The sequence below is a fragment of the Actinomadura sp. CNU-125 genome (assembly GCF_001942465.1).
Taxonomy (GTDB): Bacteria; Actinomycetota; Actinomycetes; order Streptosporangiales; family Streptosporangiaceae; genus Spirillospora.
The window spans coordinates 14694-33840 of record NZ_MKJY01000585.1 but is presented as its reverse complement, the minus strand read 5'-3'; the positions used below and the strand labels follow the sequence as shown (position 1 = coordinate 33840).

15 protein-coding genes and 5 pseudogenes are annotated in these 19147 nt (G+C 73.0%); 10 read left to right on the top strand and 10 right to left on the bottom strand.

The features are described 5' to 3' along the window. Positions 1-12: 12 nt before the first annotated feature. Entirely contained in the window at positions 13-168 is a 156-nt protein-coding gene (locus BJF79_RS56795; RefSeq protein WP_262403587.1) for a hypothetical protein, read from the bottom strand. A 360-nt stretch (positions 169-528) separates the two neighbouring features. Here BJF79_RS56795 and BJF79_RS46755 point away from each other — a divergent pair, with 360 nt between their 5' ends. From BJF79_RS46755 to BJF79_RS46745, 3 genes and pseudogenes are all read left to right on the top strand, one after another. Beyond that, entirely contained in the window at positions 529-1398 is an 870-nt protein-coding gene (locus BJF79_RS46755) for a carotenoid biosynthesis protein (RefSeq protein WP_316043577.1), read from the top strand. Next, positions 1386-2768: a phytoene desaturase family protein gene (locus tag BJF79_RS46750; RefSeq protein ID WP_262403585.1), complete on the top strand. Its 1383-nt coding sequence runs from the start codon at positions 1386-1388 to the stop codon at positions 2766-2768. Before BJF79_RS46755 ends, BJF79_RS46750 begins: the two co-directional genes overlap by 13 nt. A gap of 67 nt (positions 2769-2835) precedes the next feature. Then, a pseudogene (locus BJF79_RS46745) lies at positions 2836-3606 on the top strand (glycosyltransferase); the annotation flags it as partial. A 232-nt stretch (positions 3607-3838) separates the two neighbouring features. Here the strand turns inward: BJF79_RS46745 and BJF79_RS64730 are convergent. Further along, entirely contained in the window at positions 3839-4546 is a 708-nt protein-coding gene (locus tag BJF79_RS64730; RefSeq protein ID WP_075907072.1) for a glycerol-3-phosphate acyltransferase, read from the bottom strand. Between the two features lie 40 nt (positions 4547-4586). Here BJF79_RS64730 and BJF79_RS46735 point away from each other — a divergent pair, with 40 nt between their 5' ends. Then, positions 4587-5264, top strand: a complete 678-nt coding sequence (locus tag BJF79_RS46735; RefSeq protein WP_075907071.1) for a spheroidene monooxygenase — start codon at positions 4587-4589, stop codon at positions 5262-5264. 282 nt (positions 5265-5546) lie between these two features. On the opposite strand, the pseudogene BJF79_RS68030 reads toward BJF79_RS46735, so the two are convergent. The 7 genes and pseudogenes from BJF79_RS68030 to BJF79_RS46700 all read right to left on the bottom strand — a co-directional run. Next, positions 5547-6200, bottom strand: a pseudogene (locus BJF79_RS68030) (phosphate acyltransferase PlsX); the annotation flags it as partial. A 124-nt stretch (positions 6201-6324) separates the two neighbouring features. After that, on the bottom strand, positions 6325-7260 hold the full coding sequence (locus BJF79_RS46725; protein WP_075907070.1) for a phytoene/squalene synthase family protein: 936 nt from the start codon (positions 7258-7260) through the stop codon (positions 6325-6327). Beyond that, positions 7257-8696 (bottom strand): annotated as a pseudogene (gene crtI, locus BJF79_RS46720) (phytoene desaturase family protein); the annotation flags it as partial. The pseudogene crtI and the gene BJF79_RS46725, both read right to left, overlap by 4 nt. Before the next feature lie 214 nt (positions 8697-8910). After that, positions 8911-10445, bottom strand: a pseudogene (locus tag BJF79_RS46715) (SDR family oxidoreductase). Between the two features lie 18 nt (positions 10446-10463). Continuing rightward, entirely contained in the window at positions 10464-10823 is a 360-nt protein-coding gene (locus BJF79_RS64725; protein ID WP_262403584.1) for a hypothetical protein, read from the bottom strand. A gap of 139 nt (positions 10824-10962) precedes the next feature. Further along, a complete protein-coding gene (locus tag BJF79_RS46705; protein ID WP_075907067.1) occupies positions 10963-11328 on the bottom strand; it encodes a hypothetical protein in 366 nt (121 codons plus the stop codon). Positions 11329-11370: 42 nt separating this feature from the next. Then, the gene (locus tag BJF79_RS46700) at positions 11371-12648 is read right to left on the bottom strand and encodes a cryptochrome/photolyase family protein (RefSeq protein ID WP_262403583.1); all 1278 of its coding nucleotides are present in this window, start codon (positions 12646-12648) and stop codon (positions 11371-11373) included. A gap of 248 nt (positions 12649-12896) precedes the next feature. Here BJF79_RS46700 and BJF79_RS46695 point away from each other — a divergent pair, with 248 nt between their 5' ends. The 5 genes and pseudogenes from BJF79_RS46695 to BJF79_RS64715 all read left to right on the top strand — a co-directional run bounded on the left by BJF79_RS46695 (position 12897) and on the right by BJF79_RS64715 (position 17681). Then, entirely contained in the window at positions 12897-13853 is a 957-nt protein-coding gene (locus BJF79_RS46695) for a MerR family transcriptional regulator (protein ID WP_075907065.1), read from the top strand. A 107-nt stretch (positions 13854-13960) separates the two neighbouring features. After that, complete coding sequence (locus BJF79_RS46690; RefSeq protein WP_075907064.1) at positions 13961-14458, top strand: RNA polymerase sigma factor; 498 nt, start codon at positions 13961-13963, stop codon at positions 14456-14458. Next, entirely contained in the window at positions 14455-15465 is a 1011-nt protein-coding gene (locus BJF79_RS46685; protein ID WP_075907063.1) for a YbgA family protein, read from the top strand. Before BJF79_RS46690 ends, BJF79_RS46685 begins: the two co-directional genes overlap by 4 nt. A gap of 90 nt (positions 15466-15555) precedes the next feature. After that, positions 15556-16568: pseudogene (locus BJF79_RS64720) on the top strand (MMPL family transporter); the annotation flags it as partial. Positions 16569-16859: 291 nt separating this feature from the next. After that, positions 16860-17681, top strand: a complete 822-nt coding sequence (locus BJF79_RS64715; protein WP_262403588.1) for an MMPL family transporter — start codon at positions 16860-16862, stop codon at positions 17679-17681. 109 nt (positions 17682-17790) lie between these two features. On the opposite strand, the gene BJF79_RS46670 is transcribed toward BJF79_RS64715, so the two are convergent. Next, a complete protein-coding gene (locus tag BJF79_RS46670; protein WP_262403582.1) occupies positions 17791-18138 on the bottom strand; it encodes a hypothetical protein in 348 nt (115 codons plus the stop codon). Positions 18139-18680: 542 nt separating this feature from the next. On the opposite strand from BJF79_RS46670, the gene BJF79_RS46665 reads away from it, so the two are divergent. Further along, on the top strand, positions 18681-19139 hold the full coding sequence (locus BJF79_RS46665; RefSeq protein WP_075907059.1) for a hypothetical protein: 459 nt from the start codon (positions 18681-18683) through the stop codon (positions 19137-19139). The last annotated feature ends 8 nt before the right edge of the window (positions 19140-19147 follow it).

Genomic DNA, 19147 nt, shown 5'->3' with positions numbered 1-19147 from the left:
GCGGTGGCCGTCTCACGTCACGACGACATGCCACTTGACCTGGTCAAACTCGTACACCACCTCCGTGGACGCAACCCCGTGGCACCGGGTCAGCAGCCACCGGTCGTCCTGGTCGGCGAGGCCGCGCCAGCGCTTCACCGCGAGCGGTATTCGGCGCCGGTCGGTCAACTCCAGCCATCGGGCACGCCCTTGCAACGCCGCGTCGAAGACGTATGGACCGGCTCGGCCGTCACGTGGGCGGGGTCCGGACGACTCCCGAAGGGCGATCGTCTGCGGGTTCCCTCGCGTGTCTTCTCGGTCCACTTCAAGAAGCTCCGACACGTTCAGTGCATACTGAAATCCGTACCGTCGCCACGTTCCCGCCGTCCACTGGCCTACACATCTACTGCCGTCTGACCTGCGCCAACTGTGTGGGATGCATTGCTTTGGGTAGCGCCAGGACGTGTGGCCCCCTGTCGCGTCGCGGGTGGCTGGCCGTCCCGGCGCTGCTCCTGTCCCCTTAGTGATCAGCTGACGCTTCCAACGGGCATGGACGCGGGCATCCAGAACACCGGTCGGCTCCGAAGGGAAGGTGTGAGATTGATATCGCGGCGTCGCGCCCGGGCTTCGGCGTGTTCCGAGAAGAGATCGGACGACTTTGCGGCAATGGGCGTCGGTTGTTTGGCGTCGATGGTCGCGGCGCAAGTCGCGTCGGGGGTGCGGCCGGATCCGGTGCGTTGGACGGGTCCGGTGGTGGGCTTGCTGACTGCCGGTGCGGGGTGTTTCGCCGCCTCCCGCCAGGGTGCCGGGCGGGCGGTGAGAGCTGTGGGGGTGGCGGTGTCGTTGGGCTTCGCGGCGGAGTGGGTGGGGGTAAGGGCGGGCGTGCCGTTCGGGCGGTACTCCTACACGAAGGTTCTGCGGCCGCAGGTGGGCGGGGTCCCGGTAGCAGTGGCGGCAGCGTGGGCGGGGATGGGCTTGGCGTCGCACGCGGTCGCGGCGACGCTCGTCCCGGAGGGGCGGCGGTGGACGCGGGTGGCGGTTGGAGCCTTGGCCCTCACGGCCTGGGACCTGTTCCTGGATCCGCAGATGCTGCGGCTGGGCCTCTGGAGGTGGGCGCGCAGCGGGGTGTATCGGGGGGTACCGGTCGGCAACTTCGCCGGGTGGCTGGGGGTGTCGGCGCTGCTGATGGGCGTGTTCGATTCGCTCGTCGGTGCGGAGGGCGATGTGTCGGAGGGGCTGGTGGCGACGTACGCGGTGATGGCGGCGATGGAGACGTTGGCGTTCGCGGCGGTGTTCGAGCCGCGCGACCCGTTCGTGGCGGTGGCCGGTGGGACGGCGATGGGCGCCTTCGCGGTCCCCGCGGCGGTGCTGACGGCGAGACGGCGGATGGTGGGAAGGGGAGGCCGATGGCCGAGGTGATCGTGGTCGGTGGCGGGGTCGGTGGCATGGTGGCCGCGCTGCTGCTGTCGCGGGCCGGGCACCGGGTCCGGCTGCACGAGCAGCTGGACCGGTTGGGCGGCAAGCTCGCCGAGCGCGGACGGGACGGGTTCGCCTTCTCGCTCGGGCCGTCGCTGCTCACCCTGCCGGAGGTGTTCCACGAGCTGGGCGTCGCGCGGGAAGCCGTCGCCCTGGACGAGTTGTGCCGGTACCGGTTCGCCGACGGGTCGGTCCTGCGGGCCTACCGCGACCCTGATCGGATGGCCGCTGAGGTGGAGCGCTTCGCGCCGGGGCAGGGCGCGGCGTGGGAGGCCTTCTACGCCTGGGCGCGCAAGTGCTTCGAGGCGTCGCAGCGGACGTTCTTCGCGGGCCCGGTCGGCCGCCGGCCACCGGACGGGAACCCCGCCGACCTGCTGGCGGTCGCGCCCGGACGGACGCTGCACGGTCTCGCACGCCGGTTCTTCGACGATCGAAGGCTGCGGCAGTACGTCGGGCGGTACGCCACGTACGCCGGGTCGAGCCCGTACCGGGCGCCCGCGGCGCTGGGGTGTGTCCCGGCGATCGAGCACGGTGCGGGCGGCTGGTACGTGCCGGGTGGTCTGCCCCGGTTGGCGGAGGACCTGGCGGGGCTGCTGGATGATGCGGGCGTCGAAGTCCGCACCGGCAGCACGGTCGCGCGGGTCCTTTCCGATGGCGAGTCGGTGACCGGCGTGGTGCTGGCGTCCGGGGAGCGCGAGGCCGCGGACGCGGTGTTGGTCAACGCCGACGCGGCCGAGCTGTACGGTCGGCTGCTGCCCGATCGGCGGCGGTTGCGCCGGATCGCCGGGCTCGGCACGTCGTCGTCGGCGTTCCTGATGCTCGCGGGCGTGGACGGCCGGACCGACGGGTTGCCGCACCATTCGGTGGTCTTCTCGGGTGACTATCGGCGGGAGTTCGCCGACATCTTCCAGCGCCGGGTCCCTCCGGAGGACCCGACGGTGTACATCGGGTGCTCGGCGGTGGACGACCCGTCGCAGGCGCGCCCGGGGCGGAGAACTGGACGATGCTGGTCAACGTCCCGTCGCGCGACCCGGAGCGGTGGCCGATGGCGCCGGAGGCGTACCGGGATCTGGTCCTGGAGCGGTTGGCGGGCCGCGGGCACGACCTGTCGGGACGGCTGCGGTTCGTGGAGCTGTTCACGCCCGCGGACCTGCGGGACCGGTACGGGGCCTGGGGCGGAGCGATCTATGGCTCGGCGTACCGGGGGCGGCTGGCGCCGCTGCGCCGTCCGGGCAACCGCGGGCCGCGCCGCGGCCTGTACCTGGTGGGCGGGTCGGTGCATCCCGGGGGCGGGCTCCCGCTGGTGGCGATGAGCGGACGCATCGTAGCGTCCCTGGTCGAGGAGGACTTCCCGGCACTCCGTACGGGGCGGGCGGGGGAGTGGTCGTGAGGGCGCTGACCGCCGCCGAGACGGTCGCGGGGCTGACGGTGGCGGCGCGGCTGGCGCGGGGACGGGACCGTCCGCCGCCCTTGGCCGCGACCGTCCGGCCGGATCCGGCGGAGCCGGTCTCGGTGGTGATCCCCGCCCGCGATGAGGAGCGGCGGCTCCGGGAGTGCGTGGTGCCGCTGCTGGCAGATCCGGCGGTGCGCGAAGTGATCGTCGTCGACGACCGGTCCCGCGACGGCACGGCGCGGCTGGCCGCCGACCTGGGGGTGACCGTCGTGGCGGGCACCGAACCGCCTGCCGGGTGGGTGGGCAAACAGTGGGCGCTGCAGCAGGGAATGCGAGCCGCAGCTGGTTCTGTCGTGGTGCTGCTGGACGCCGACACTCGTCCCAAGGCCGGGTTGTGCGCGGCGCTCGCCGACCTGCTGAAGGACGGTGACCTGATCAGTGCCGGTCCCCGTTTCATCACCGGGAACGAGGTGGAGCAGGCGTTGCACGCGTCGTTCCTGGCCACGCTGGTGTACCGGTTCGGGCCGATCGGCCCGGCCGCGTCCGGTCCCGGGCGGCTGCTGGTCAACGGCCAGTGCCTGGCCTTCCGCAAGGACGCGATGGTGCGGGCCGACGGGTTCGCGCGGGTGCGCGGCCACCTCACCGACGACGTCGCGCTGGGACGGCTGCTGGCGCGCGACGGGTGGCGGGTCGCGTTCGTCGACGCGGGCGCGCTGCTGGAGGTCGACATGCACACCGGCACCGCCGACGTGTGGCGGGAATGGGGACGCTCGATCGCGTTGCGGGACGTGACGACACCGGTCGGGCTCGCCGGCGATCTGGCGGCGGTGTGGTTGACGATGGCTTTGCCGGTGCTGCGGCTGCTGGGCGGACGTCCCGCCCCGCTGGACGTGGCGCTGCTCGGGCAGCGGTTCCTGCTGACGGCCGCGCTGCGCGGCAGCTACCGCACCCCGGGCGCGGGACTGCTGCTGTCGCCGCTGCTGGACCCGGTCAGCGCCGTCCGGTTGACGCTGTCGGTGCTGCGCCCGACTCGGACCTGGCGCGGCCGCGCCTACGGCCGTCCGGACGGCGCCGCTGTGCGCGCTCGGCGAGCGCGGCCTGGCCGAAGCGGGCGCCGATGAAGGTCATCAGCGCCCCGGTCCCGGCCACGTGCGCGGCGGGGGCGAACAGCAGTTGCAGGGCGGGCAGGGAGAACACCGCGACCCGCGCGCCCTTGGCGAACGAGCGGGTGCTCAGGCCGGTGGCGCCCAGCAGTCCGAGGCCGAGCCCGAACGCGGGCGGGCTGATGACCGCCATGCCGCCGGCGAAGGTCAGCACGCAGCGTCCGCCGCGGCGTCCGGCGAACAGCGGCCAGGCGTGCCCGGCCATCGCCGCGCCCACCGCCGCGTACACCGGGACGACGCCGCGCCCGCGGACCTGCCCGAGCGGGCCGGGCCGCGCGCCGCCGGCCGCCAGGCCGAGCAGGCCCGCCGCGGTGCCCTTGAGCAGGTCGCCGGCGAACACGGGCGCGGCCGACCGGGCGCCCAAGCGTTCCATGACGTTCCAGAAGCCGGGATTGCGGTCGCCCACCGAGCGCGGGTCGAAGCCGTGGGCGCGTCCGACCAGGACCGCGACCGGCACCGAGCCGAGCAGGTAGCCGCCGATGACCGGGACGAGCACGGATCTGACGGGAACGGGTGTGACGGGAACGGGTGTCATCGCTTCGTTCCATCTCCTCAGGTACGCGAACGTGGACGCCATGCGGTACATGGCGCTGGACCGCCCGATGCTGCGGGCGGCCGCGGGGCTGTCGTTCTGGCGCTTGCTGGGCACCGGCCGCGGCCGCTCCATGAGCCTGGGCGCCGACCTGCGCCGCTGGGCGCTGTTCGCGGTCTGGGACGGCGAGGCCGCGCTGGAGGATTTCCTGGAGCGCTCCGCGGTGGCGGCACGGTGGCGCGACGAGGCCGCGGAGGCCTGGCATGTGCGGCTGCGGCCGGTGTCCTCGCATGGACGCTGGGGCGGCCGGGACCCGTTCGGCGTGCCCGGTCCCCGCCGCGGGCCGAGCACGCCGGACGTCCCGGCCGCCTTGGACACGCCTCTTGCGGTGCTGACGCGCGCGTCGATCCGCCCGAGCCGGCTCGTGGCGTTCTACCGCGCGGTTCCGAAGGTGGACCGGGCACTGCGGGACCAGGACGGGTGCTTGGCGTCGATCGGGGTGGGCGAGTGGCCGCTGGCGCGGCAGGCGACGTTCTCGCTGTGGCGCGACGAGGCGGCGATCGCCCGGTTCGCCTACCGGGGCGACGCCCACCGTGACGTGATCAGGCAGGTGCGTGCACGCGACTGGTATTCGGAAGAGTTGTTCGCACGGTTCGTCCCCTATGGGAGCCGGGGGAGCTGGGACGGCCGCGACCCGCTGCGCGCTCACCTCGGGGAATGACCGGCTCATGCGCGGCCCCCGGCTACCGACCCCGTAGTGGCGTCGGCCGTGGCCAGGGCGGAGGCGACGGCGCAGGCCCGCGCGACGGCGGCGGATCGGGACGATCCGTGGGCGACGAGGACCGACCCGGTCAGCCCGAGCAGCGCCGCGCCGCCGTGGGTGTCGGCACTGTAGAGCCGCCCGACCCGCTCGAGCGCTCCGGGACGGCGGCCGGGGCGCGCCGGAGGCGGCCATGCCCAGCACGGTGCGGACGCAGCCCTCGATGTTCTTCAGGACCACGTTGCCGGTGAACCCGTCGGTCGCCACCACGTCGACGGTCCCGGCCAGCACGTCATCGCCTTCGACGTTGCCGTGGAACCGCACCGGCAGGTCCGGCAGCAGCCGGGCGGCCTCGCGGACGAGCCGGTTGCCCTTCCCCGGCTCGGACCCGATCGACAGCAACCCCACCAGCGGGTCGGGCACCTCCAGCACCGTTCGCGCGTAGCGGCTGCCCAGGACCGCGAACTGCGCGAGCATCGGCGCGGTCGGATCGGCGGTCCCGCCCGCGTCGACCAGCACGGTGGACCCGGTCGCGGTGGGCAGGGCGACGGCCAGTGCGGGACGCAGCACGCCCTGCGCCCGTCCGATAGCACGGACGGCGCAGGCCACCACGGCCCCCGTGGAGCCGGCCGAGACGAAGGCGGCCCGTTCACCTCGCGCGAGTTCACATCCGACGCTCAGGCTGGTGCCGCGCCGGGCGGCCGCCCGCGCCCCCGCGTCCCTCATTGGGACGATGCCGTCGGCGTGCACGACCTCCAGTTCTCCGATGCCGCCGTGTCGGCGCATCTCTCGGTGGATCTGCTCCCGGCGGCCGACCAGGGTCACGCGCACACCCTGCTCGCGATGCGCGGCCAGCGCGCCCGGCACCGTCTCCGCCGGACCGTGATCACCGCCCATCGCGTCCAGCACCACCGGCGGTCCCGCGCCTGCGCTCTCGCGGTATGTGGGCCGGGCGAGCCTGGACGGGCGGGTCCGCGTGGCCGCTTCGTCCGTCGGCGGGATGTCGTCGAGTGCGGCCATCTCAGCTCTCCGTGGCAGGCGGGCGCCGCTCGGCGCGGGCGGCGGCGGACGCGGCCACCAGGTGCCGCGTGAAGATTGCGGCCCGGTGCCGCCGGGGGACCCGTGCCCGCCCCGCGAGCACGTCGTGGTCGGCTGCGGCGATCCGGTCCAGGATGCCGCCGTACAGCGTCGAGGCGGCGCGGATGCAGGGACGCGAGGACGGCACCAGCATCTCGATGCCCTCCTGGGCGCGGCGGTAGTGGCGGCGGGCCCGTCCGGCTTCGAAGGCCACCAGGTCGCGCAGCCCCCGGGTGGAACCGCCCCGGGCGAGGTCGGCCTCCCTCACCCCGAACTTGGCCATGTCCTCCAGCGGCAGGTAGATGCGGCTGCGGGCCTTGTCCTCGGCCACGTCCCGCAGGAAGTTGGTCAGCTGGAACGCCCGCCCGAGCTCCCGGGCCGGTTCCCGCGCGATCTGCCCGGCGCCGGGCACCGTCTCCAGCACCGGCAGCATCATCAGCCCGATCGCGGCCGCCGACCCCTCCATGTAGGTCAGCAGGTCCTGGTAGGTGTCGTAGCGGGTGACGGTCAGATCGGCGCGCATCGAGGCCAGGAACGCCCGGATGTCGTCGTGCTCGACGCCGAAGGACCGCACCGTGTGCACGAACGCGGGCAGCACCGGGTCCTCGACCGGATCCCCGGCCAGGCCCGCCTCCAACCGGGCCGCCACGCCGTCGAGCGCCGCGGCCCGCCCGGCGGCCGAACTGGAGCCGCGGCCCGCGTCGACGTCGACGATGTCGTCGACGTGCCGCGCGAACCCGTACAGCGCGTGGACGTGCCGGCGCTTCCACGCGGGCAGCAGCAGCGTGGCCAGATAGAACGAGCGGCCGTGGCGGGCATTGAGGCGACGGCAGTGCTCGTAGCCGGCCGTCAACGTCAGCGGGCCCGTGGTCGTCGTCATCGGCTGCCCTCCAGGATCCGGGCGGCGGCCAGCCGCCCGGAGATCAACGCGGGTGGGACCCCGACTCCCGGGGCGGTGTACATGCCGGCGAAGTGCAGGCCGGGGACCCGGCGGCTGCGGCCGGACGGGCGCAGCCACGCCGTCTGCGTGAACCGGTGGTCCAGCGCGAACGGCGTCCCCGCCGAGTGCCCCAGCCGCGCCCAGGCCGGGGGGTCGAACGTCAGTCGCGGCCGATCCGCCAGGTCGCCGTACCCCAGCGCTTCCAGACGTCCCAGCAGCCGCTTCTCCAGTTGCGCCGCGAGACTGTCCCAGTCGACTCCGCCGGCCAGGTTCGGGGCGGGTTCGAGCACGCTGAGCGTCGCGTGCCCGGGCGGCGCCGCGGTGGAGTCGGCTTCGGGGTGGGTTACCAGGAGGCTGGGGTCGGGCTGCGGGCGTCCGGCCGCCAGCGCGGAGAACGCGTCCTTCGGCTCCCGCCCGAAGTGCACGGTGTGATGTGCCTGTCCGGGCAGGTGCCCGTCCAGTCCGAAATGCACGACCAAGCAGGACGGCGAGTGGCGGGGGCGTCGCAGCCGCCAGTCCACCGCCTGCTCGGGAAGCAGCCCCGAGTGCGCCCGCACCAGGTCGCAGGCGACCACGACGTGGCTCGCGGCGATGCGCTCACCGGTGTCCAGCCGTACCGCCCGCACACCGGACGCGCCGTTCTCCACCCGTTCGGCGCGCACCCCGTACCGGACGGACGCGCCCGCCTTCTCCGCGACTCCCGCCAGGGCCCGCGGGATGGCGTGCATACCGCCGTCGCGCGGGAAGTAGACGCCGCCGACGGTGTCCATGTGCGCCACCACTGCATAGATCGCCAGAGCCTGGTGCGGGGCGAGCCCGACGTACAGCGACTGGAAGGTGTGCGCCTGGATGAGCCGCTCGTCGCGGAGCTGCCCGGCGACGAACCGGTCCAGGCGCCTGAACCCGCCCGCCGCAGCCAGTTTTAGCAGCGCGTAGGGACGCGCCAGGTCGCGCAACCGGGTCATGTCGGCGTCGATGAACGACGACCATTCCGCCTCGAACATCGCGCCGAGCCGGCGCCGGAACCGCAGATAACGCGCGGCCTCGGCCGGTCCGCACAACGCGCGGACGTTTTCGGCCATCTCGCGGGCGCCCCCCACGACGTCCAGCCGAGAGCCGTCCGGAAAGGCCAGCCGGTAGAAGGGGTCCAGGCGCCGTAGCGGCAGCCACCTGTCGGGGTCTTCGCCGGCCGCGCCGAAGGTGCGGGCCAGCACGTCCGGCATCGTCAGCACCGACGGACCGGTGTCGAACCGGTAGGGCCCCACCTGTGCCGACCCGCAGCACCCGCCCGGTTCCGGCTCCGCTTCGACGACCACGACCTCACGGCCGCCGGCGGCGAGGTGGACCGCCGCCGACAACCCGGCCAGGCCCGCACCGACCACCACCACCGGACCGTGCGCGGCCCGCGATCCGGACGGCGGTGCGGGCGCCGGCGAGACCATCAACGCCGCCCGTCGCAGGCGTGATCTGCGTCCAACCGATGTCGGAAGGCCATCGTCTGCTCCCACTTCTCCGCCGACGTTCTCCGACCTGTTTTCGTCGCGCGAGGGCCGATCGGATGCATCCGGCACCTGATCGGTGGACCGTTGATCACTTCGCCCCGTCCCGGCCGAGAGCCGCCGCCTCGGGCCGTGACGTCCCGGACCTGCGGTCGCGTTCGGCCGCTTGGGCGATGCCGCGGCACATCCCCCCGAAGACGCGGTCATGGAAGGGCCTGAAGGCCCACCAGTAGGCTGGCCGGCCAGCCCCCGCGGATGGAACAGCGCCCGCTGGGTGAACTCGGTACGGCCTTCATGCTCCGCAACGCGCAGTTCCAGCCATGCCAGGCCGGGCAGCCGCATCTCGGCGCGCAGCCGCAGCAGCCGCCTAGGCTCGATCTCTTCGACGCGCCAGAAGTCGACCGTCTCCCCGATCCGCAGCCGGCGCGGGTCCCGGCGGCCCCGCCGCGGGCCCACCCCTCCCACCAGGCGGTCCACGACACCGCGGGCCCGCCAGGCGATGGGGAAGGAGTACCAGCCGCGCTCACCGCCGATCCCTTCGATGACCGCCCACAGGCGCTCGGCGGAGGCGTCCACCTCGCGGCTCCGCCGGTCGGTGTACAGGCTGCCGCCGGCCCAGTCGGGGTCGGTCGGCAGCGGGTCGCTGGGCGCTCCCGGGACGCTCGCCGACGACCACCGCGTGGCCACGTCGGCGTCCCGGACGCGTCGCAGCGCCAGCGACACCGCGCGTTCGAAACCGGCCGCGCCGCCGGGCGGCGGTTGCACGTACCAGTCGATGTCGTGCTCGCGGCAGATCACCTCGTTGCGCAGCGACTCCACCAGCGGACGCGCCAGGCCGCCCGGCACCGGCGTGACGCCCCCGACCCACAGGCTCGACAACCACGTGCTCAGCACCGGCACCGGGACGATGATCCGCCGCCTCAACCCGGCCACGGCGGCGTAGCGGCACATCATGTCGGCGTAGGTCAACACGTCCGGACCACCCACGTCGAAGCCTCGGTTCACGCCGGTGGGCAGGTCCGCGACCGCGACCAGGTAGTGCAGGACGTCCCGGACCGCGATCGGCTGGATCCGCGAACGCACCCAGCGGGGAGTGACCATCACCGGCAGCCGCTCGGTCAGGTACCGCAGCATCTCGAACGACGCCGAACCCGACCCGATGATCACCGCGGCGCGCAGCCAGACCGTCGGTACGCCGGCGTCCAGCAGGATCCGGCCGACCTCGGCACGCGACCGCAGGTGCGGTGACAGCTCCTCTTCCGGATCCATCCCGCCCAGGTAGACCAGCCGCCGCACACCCGCATCGCGGGCCGCCGCGGCGAAGGTGCGTGCAGCGCGGCGGTCGGCCTCGGCGAACCCGCCCTCGCCGCCGATCGTATGGATCAGGTAGTAGGCGACATCGACCCCCTCCAAGGCTCGGCGAGTCGACTCCGGATCGGTGGCGTCGGCCTCGACGATCTCTACCTCGGGCGCCCACGGGTGGTCGCGCAGCCGCCGCGCCGAACGCGCCATGCACCGCACGCGATGACCGGCGCGCAGCAGTTCATGAACCAGCCGTCCGCCGATGTACCCGCTGGCGCCCGTTACCAGGAACGGGCGCCCGGGGCTGCTCTCACGTTCGTCCATGACCCGTTCCCGCCGCGACTACCGCATCACTGCCGACGCGTCGGCGCGACCGTCCGCCTTCTCGTCGGCGGTGCGGCGGTGGCCCATCGTGTCCGGCATGCCGCCGTCCTGCATCTCCTCCGTGCGCAGGGCGACGCCGATAGCGAAGAAGGTCGGCGCCCATTCGCCGACGAAGATGCCCCACCGGTCCGCACGATCCATCCCGGACGCCTCCAGCCGGTTGGAGGCCATCCAAGATGCGAACGACGCACCGATCGAGACGAATCCGGCCGTGTACATAAGACCGGACGTGATACCCCATTTGTGCAGAGTTGTGATCATTGTTCCTCCTTTTGGATTGGTCGCCCCGTACCCGAGGCTCACCGGTACAAGCGCCATCTGAAGAAGCCTTTGCCGCACCGGACGGGCGATGTGCGAGCACCGTGCCGTCCGCGAACCCGTCGGGGACGATCCGTCGAGCACGATGGGCACTGGGCTCCACAGCGGCAAGACGGCCGTCCACCCCGTGAGGAAGCTCTCAGTCGGGCGCGGGCTGAGGTCCGTGCCGCGTCCACAGGGCGGTGGACAGAAGTACGTCTAGGTCCGCGAGGTCGCTGGGGATCAGATGGGGTGCGTTCAGCAGGATGGTCAGGCGGCCGATGTCCGGGTCGTGCGCCCGGGCGCTCAGCCAGTCGGTGCCGACGCAGGCGGCCACGGCCTGCACGAGTTCGCGCAGTGTCGTCGCATCGGCTGGGTCCGTCGCGCCGCCGGACATGGCGTGGAGGGCGGCGTGGGTGCGCAGCACGAGCCCGGCGTGGCAGCGGGTGTCGGCGCTGGGACTGTGGGTGTGGACGTAGTCGGCTGCGGTACGGGTCTTGTGCAGTGTGGTGGTCGTGCTGGTCATCGCGGTCTCCCTTCGGGTTCGTGATGCGGTGGTTGTGGGTGCTCACGGGTCGGTGATGGGCGGGGGATAGTCGAGGGTGCGTCTGCGGGCGGCGGGGAGTGTCCAGGGGCGGTGGGCTTGCTTGCCGTCGAGGTCGGCGAGTTCGGGCAGGTATCTGCGGACGTAGTCGCCGCGGGGGTCGAAGCGGGCGGCTTGGCGGTGCGGGTTCATGACCTGGCCGGGGCGGGTGTTGTTGCCGGTGCCGGCCACCCACTGCCAGTTCCCGGCGTTGTCGGCGATGTCGCCGTCGGCGAGCCAGGCGTTGAAGTGGCGCAGGCCGTGGCGCCAGTCGATCCCGAGGTCGCGGGTGAGGAACGATGCGGTGATGAGGCGGGCGCGGTTGTGCATGAAGCCCTCGGTGTGGAGCTGCCGCATCCCGGCGTCGACGATCGGGATGCCGGTCCTGCCCACGCACCAGGCGGTGCGGGCGTCCTCGTCCAGGTTCCACCGGTGCCTGCGGGGGCGGTAGTCGTCGGTGGCGAGCGCGGGGAAGGCGGCGGCGACCTGGTGGTGGAAGTCGCGCCAGGCGAGCTGGCGGCGGGCTCCGCCGGGTGCGGCGGCCTGGAGTTCGCGGGGCGAGACGCAGCCGAACTTTAGGTAGGGGCCCAGGCGGGAGGTGCGGTCGGCGGCGAGGTCGTCGTGGACGTGGTCGTAGTCGGCGGCGTCCGCACGCAGCCAGTCGGTCATGCGGCGGCATCCGGCGCGCTCGCCGCCGGCGGCCAGGTCGCGGGACGGCGACCCCGTGGTCAGGTCGGTGAACTTCGGGAGCGGGCCGGGGTGCACTCCTGCGGGCAGCCGGATGGCGTGGGGCGTCTGTGCGATCGGGCGCCGGTGGGCGGCGTCCCAGGCCCGCCAGTACGGGGTGAAGACGCGGTAGTGGTCGCCGCCGGCGGGTGTGAGGTCTCCCGGCGGGACCACCGTGATGCCGGGGTGCGTGGTGACCCTGAGGTCGAGTTCGCGGAGCTTGGCCAGGCGCCGTGTCGCGTATCTCGACCGCTCGTCGGCCAGGAACAGGGTGTCGGCGCCGGTCTGCCGGGCCAGGCGGGCGATCTCGGTGGCGGGGTCGCCGCGCCGCACCACCAGGTCCGCCCCCAGTCCGCGCAGTGATTCGCGGAGGTCGGCGAGGCTGTCGAGCAGGAACCGGATGCGGTTGGGTGCGGCGAACGGGCCGTCCAGCAGCGCGTCGTCGAAGACGAACACCGGCACGACCTGCCCGGTGCGGCATGCGGCGGCCAGCGCGGGATTGTCGCGGATCCGCAGGTCGCGGGTGAACAGCATCATCGAAGTCCTCATCACAAGGATTTCGGAGCAGGCCCCGCCACCGGTTGCCGCCGCGGAGGCCGGATCGTGTGCCGGAGCCGTTGACATCGTCACTGTGCTCGGTGGCCGTACCCCGGGCCCAGTGTCATACAGCTCGTGCTCGCCAAGGCAACCGGGGCGAGCGGTGCCGACGAAAGCTTTGTAGGACGATCGTTCCTGCGCGGGGCAGTGGCACGATCTGGAGTCGAACAAGGACGGAGGCCACGAGCATGGCGGCCGAGTCACGGGGCGAGGCCGGGCTGGGGGTCGGCGCGGTCGCGCGCCGGCTCGGCGTGGCGGCTTCCACGCTGCGGACCTGGGACCGCCGGTACGGCATCGGGCCGAGCGGCCGCAGCGCCGGCGGCCACCGCCGCTACACCGCCGACGACCTCGCCCGGCTGGAGGCGATGCAGCGGCTGATCGTGTCCGGTGCGCCACCGGCCGAGGCAGCCCGTGCCGCGCTGGACGAGCCCGGCGCCGAGCCCGCGGCGCCCCGGGGCCACGGCGCGGGCGGCAACCGCATCCCCCTGGACGCCACCCCCGCGGCGCGCAGCGGCCCGCATGCGGCGCAGGTCAGGGGGCTGGCCCGGGCGGCGATGGCGCTGGACGAGCGGGCGATGGCCGCCGCCGTGCACGCCGCGCTGGACCGCGAGGGGGTCGTGGCGGCATGGGAGCAGTTGTTCGTGCCCGTCCTGGTCGGGATCGGCCGCAAGCACGCGGCGTCCGGCGCCTACGTCGAGGTCGAGCACCTGCTGTCGGCGGTGCTGCTGCGCGCGCTGGCCGATCGGACACGTACCGCCGGCACGGGCGCCGAACGCAATGGCTCCGTCCCGCCGGTGCTGCTGGCGTGCGCGCCCGAGGAGCAGCACAGCCTCCCGATCTACGCGCTGGCCGCCGCGCTGGCCGAGACCGGCACCGTGGCCACCGTGCTGGGCGCCCGGGTGCCGGTCCCGGCGCTGATGGCCGCGATCGACCGCACCGGACCCCGCGCGGTGTTCGTCTGGTCGCAGACACCCGAAACCGGCGACCCGTCCTGGCTCACCGGATTGCCCGCCGGCCGGCCCCCGCTGCGAACGGTGACCGGCGGCCCGGGATGGGCGCGGGCCCAGATCCCGCCGCGCGTACGGCTCGTCACAACACTGTCCGGCGCGGTAGCCGATCTCCAGGCGGTCAGGTTCCGGCGCTGAGGCGCGCCCGTCCCTGCCCAGCCTTTCCGCCGACTTTGCCCGCCAGGGTTGCGACGCGCCCTCGCCAATGACTATGAATAAGTTTTGAAGCGGTTTAGGAGGGCGGCATGACCCTGACCGAACGCATCGCCCGCGGCGAGCAGGCCGCGCTGGCCGAGTGCTACCGCAGCCTGGCCCCCCGCATCCGCCGCCATGTCGCCCACCTGGTGCCCGCCCGCGACCTGGACGACATCGTCCAGACCGTCTTCTGGGAGCTGTGGCGGACCCGCGACCGGCTCGATCCGGACCGCGATCTGGAACCGTGGCTGCTGGCCATCGCCCGCCGCCGGGCCATCGACCTGCTGCGTGCAGAGGCCGCGCACCGGCGCCGTACCGTCCGGGCGGTGGACGACCCGGGCGCCTGCGACACCGCTTCGGCCATCGATACCGCCTGCGACGTGCGCGCGGCGCTGGCTGTCCTGCCCGCGCCACAGCGCCAAGCGATTGCCCTGGCCCATTACGGGCAGCTCACCCAGCGGGAGATAGCCGACCGGCTGGGCGTCCCGCTCGGCACCGTCAAGGCACGCACCGTCGCCGGGATGCGCAGGATGCGAGACATGCTATGACCAGGACGACATCAGCGACCACGGGCACATCCGCCCCCGGCGCGCGGGAGCATCCGCGGCCCCGGCTGGCGGTGTCCAGTTGCCTGCTCGGCGCGCCCGTCCGCTACAACGGCGGCCACAGCCGGGACCGCTTCCTGACCGGATCGCTGTTCGGGCACGTCGACTGGATCCCGGTCTGCCCGGAGATGGAGATCGGCCTCGGCGCGCCCCGGCCCGCGATGCGGCTGCGCACCGACGGGCACCTGGTCACCAGGGACGGCACCGCCGACCACACGACCGCCATGCAGGCCCTGGCCGACCGCCGGATCGGCGACCTGTGCGACCTCGACGGCTACGTGCTGAAATCCCGCTCGCCCAGCTGCGGACTGTCCAGGCTGCCGCGCCACGCCTCCGGACAGCCGGGCGAACGCACCGATGGGCAGCCGGTCGACCGCACCGGCCGCGGCGTGTTCGCCGCCCGGATCCGCGCCGCCCTGCCCGACCTGCCCACCGAAGAGGACGGCCGCCTCAACGACCCGGTGCTGCGCGAGCACTTCATCGAGCGCGTGTTCGCCCACGCCCGCCTCCGCGAACTCTTCGCCTCCGACTGGCGGCCCCGCGACCTGGTCGCCTTCCACAGCCGGCACAAGATGCAACTCCTCGCACACTCCCCCGAGGGATACCGCGAGACCGGACGCATCGCCGCCCGCGCCGGCGACCGTCCCAGAGCCGACCTGGAGAACGGCTACCGCCGGGCGTTCGCCGCCGCCCTCGCCGGCCGCGCCGGCCGCGGCCGCCACACCAACGCACTCGAGCACCTCCTCGGCTTCATCGGCGACGACCTCGATGCGACCCGGCGCCGCGACATCGCCACCGCGATCGGGTCCTACCGCCAGGGCCGGGCGCCGCTCAGCGTCCCGATCGCGCTGCTGCGCCACCACGCCGAAGGCGAGCACTTCGGCTACGTCGCCGACCAGACCTACCTCGACCCGTTCCCCGAAGACCTCCTCCTGCGCCACCACCTGTGACCCTGCGTCCCTCCGGCGGCCACCCGAAACAGCAGCAATCTTTCAGCCCGGGCGCCGCAATGCGCCCTGACCCTCCCAGGGAGTGAGTTCATGCAGGCGTTGGCCCGCGGCGTGATCAAGTATCGATGGTGGGTGATCGCGGCCTGGCTGCTGCTGGGGGTGGCCGGCGGGTACGCGGCACCGCGCGCCACCGCCGCGCTCAGCTACGACTTCAGCCAGCCGGGCAATCCCGCCTACCAGGCCAACCAGGAGATCCTCACCGCGATCGGTTCCGGCGGCGACAACGCCCCCGTGCTGCTGGTCCTCGGGGACGGGCGGCAGCCGGTCCCGCGGCAGGCGGCCGGACGGGTGCAGAGCACCGTCCAGCACGCGCTGCAGGCCGCCGGGCTGCAGGGCCGGACCGTCTCGCCCGTGCAGGCGCCCGCCCTGAGATCCGAGGACGGACGCACGGCGGTGGTGGCCGTCTACCCCGCTCCCGTGCCCGGAGCCGAGCCGTACGCCGCCGCGCTCCCGGTCCTGCAGCAGGCCGCCGAACGCGCCCAGGCCCGGACCGGGGTCCCGGTGACGGTCACCGGGCAGGACGTGCTGGCCTCCGGCGGCGGGGGAGGCGGCCCGAGCGTGCTGGCCGAGACGCTCGCCGGCGGGCTGGGCGCTCTGGTCGTCCTGGTGCTGGTGTTCGGGTCGCTGCTGGCGCTCACCCCGCTGCTGGTCGCCGCGGTCTCCATCCTGACGACCTTCCTGATCGTGTGGGGACTCACCGGGTTCACCGAGGTCTCCTTCATCGTGCAGTACCTGATCGCCCTCATCGGCCTGGGCGTGGCGATCGACTACGCGCTGCTGATCGTGACCCGGTGGCGGGAGGAACGCGGGAACGGACGCGACAACGCCGGGGCCGTCCAGCACGCGATCGCCACGGCCGCAGATCGGTCTTGTTCTCCGGCATCACCGTCGCGGTCAGCCTCGCCGCCCTGATCGTCCTGCCGGTCCCGTTCCTGCGCAGCGTCGGGTTCACCGGGCTGCTCATCCCCCTGCTCAGCGTGTCGGCGGCCCTCACCCTGCTGCCCGCGCTGCTGCTGGTGGCCGGGCCGCGGCTGAGCTGGCCGCACCGCCGCTCGTCCACACCCGACAGCCGGCTGTGGAACCGGATCGGCCGCGCCGTCGTCGACCACCGGTGGGTCTCGATCATCGTCGCGACACTGGTTCTGCTGTGCCTGGCGGCGCCCGTGCTGACGCTGCGGCTGGGGCAGCCCACCCTCGACTCCCTGGCCTCCACCGGAGGCAGTGCCGCCCAAGCCCTGCACCGCATCGAGAACTCGGGCATCGGCGCCGGGATCGTCCGGCCCGTCGAAGTGCTCACCGACCACCCCGACCGCGTCACCCAGGCCGTCTCGGGCATGCCGGGCGTCGCGGGCATCGCCGCCCCGGCCGGCTGGTCCACCGGACGCGGCCAGGTGATCGACATCTGGACCCGGCAGGACCCGGCCACCCCGGCCGGCGCCGAAACCGTTGCCGATATCCGCCGGGTCGCCGAGAACGCCGGAGCCGACGTGGGCGGCATCACCGCCCAGAACAACGACTTCGTCGACGCCGTCTACGGCAACGCCTGGTGGGTCATCGCCCTGATCATTATCGTGACGCTGCTGCTGCTCACCCGCGCGCTCCGCTCGCTGATCCTGCCGCTCAAGGCCCTGGTCCTCAACGTCGTCTCGCTCGGCGCCGCCTACGGCATCACCGTGCTGATCTGGCAGCACGGCCTCGGCGTCCAGGTGCTGTTCGGGCAAGACGCCTCGGGAGCGATCACCATCTGGGCCCCGATCGCCGTGTTCGCCTTCCTGTTCGGCCTGTCCATGGACTACGAGGTGTTCCTGCTGTCACGCATCCGCGAAGAACACGACCGCGGACTGTCCACCGACCGGGCGACCATCGCCGGCCTCACCCGCACCGGACGCCTGGTCACCTCCGCCGCACTCATCCTGTTCCTGGCCTTCGTCTCCCTCTCCACCGTCCCCGCCACCGAAGTCAAGATCCTCGCCACCGCCCTCGCGCTGGGCATCATCATCGACGCCACCCTCATCCGCGGCGTCCTCGCCCCCGCCCTGGTCTCCGCACTCGGCGGCGTCAACTGGTGGCTGCCCCGCCCCTTGGCCCGCCTCCTGCGCATCAGCCCTCCCGAAACCGCTCCATCCCGAACAGACGAACACCGGCACCAGGCGTGAGCAGCGCCGCGCCTGCCCACCCTCCCGGCCCTCGTTTATCACCGGAGGCGGGGGGAAGATATGGGGGCCGGCCGGGCCGCCGAACCCACAGCGGCGTGCGCGGGGGAGATCAGAGATCGCGAAGAGTGGCGGCGCACAGGACTGCCCAGCCTGCGGCGATGACGGCCACCCTTCGGCGAGCCGTCCGATCCGGGAGCATCCTGCCGAACAGGACCACGTCGGCGGTGTCGGCAGCGATACGGCACAGCGTGGCCGTCCGCCGCGCCTTGCCGTCACCGGCCAGCACCATGGCGGTCCCGATCGCGGCGTCACGTGATCCGATGACCGCGATCATCAACCGCACCTCAGGCGGAATATCACCGCCGGGCCCGGTCGTCGTCAGACGGTAAGGACGAGCCAGCCATGCAGGCTTGATAATGACGGCGATGCTGTAGGCGGCCGTGGCAGCACCCAGCAACCGGTTGAGCCTCGTTGCGTTCCGGCGACTCGACGGCATCCAGGATCAGTCCCGGCCTTCCGAGGCGAGCCGGTCGCGGGTCCAGTCGACCAGTCCGGTTCCGGGAGTCGGCAGCTTGTTCAGCGGCGTCTTGTCGCGCCCGTTCCCCATGATCGCCTCCACTCGCTCTACCGCTACGTCCGTCCGCGCCGCCCTCGGCCCACCTCTCCGCATGCTCCAGCGCCATTGTCGAGGACATATACGCCCGCGGGACACGTCGCGGGCTCGCATGCCACGGGACCGGCGGGATTGCGGACAAGTGCCGTGTTACCCCTGCAGGGCCACTCCACACAGGCCACAGGCGCACCCGGGATGACGCGTCCGTGCCCTCGGCGGCTACGGCGTCCGACATCATGCTCGTCCCGCTCCAGTCGCGGCTGTCGCCCCGACCTGTGGATACCGGTCTCCGTGGGCGGGTCTTCTCAGGCCCCGGTGCCGGTTCGGGGCGTGATCACCGAGGCGCGCACCGGAGTGGACGGCGTGCGGCGGGTAGTGAGCCGGGCATGACGGAAGATGCCGATCCCGGCGACATGCTGGCACCTCGTCACTGCAGACCGCACGGCGCGAGCGACGCAGCGGTCGCCGCGGCCGGACGGATCTCCGAAGCGCTGGAGACCACCGAACGCGCCCGGGGGCACCTGTACAGCTTTCACCAGCTGACCGGACGGGCAGACGCACAACTAGACGACGCCGTGACGCTCCTTAGAGCAGCGGGATACAGCGAGCTGGCCGACCGTATGACCACCGAAGTCATCGGCCGCAACGTCGTACCGGGCCGCTGGACCTTCCAACTGGTCGAGGAGTACGACGAAGGCTACTACCAGATGCTGCGGCGCCTGGAGCAGGACGTACGGGACACCTTGATGGCCGGGCGCAGGCATGTGCACGAGGCGGAAATGAAGGAACAGCGTCGCACGCCGGGGATGCCCGGGCACGAAGCGACCCCTGAAGGGCGGTCATGAGGCTCACC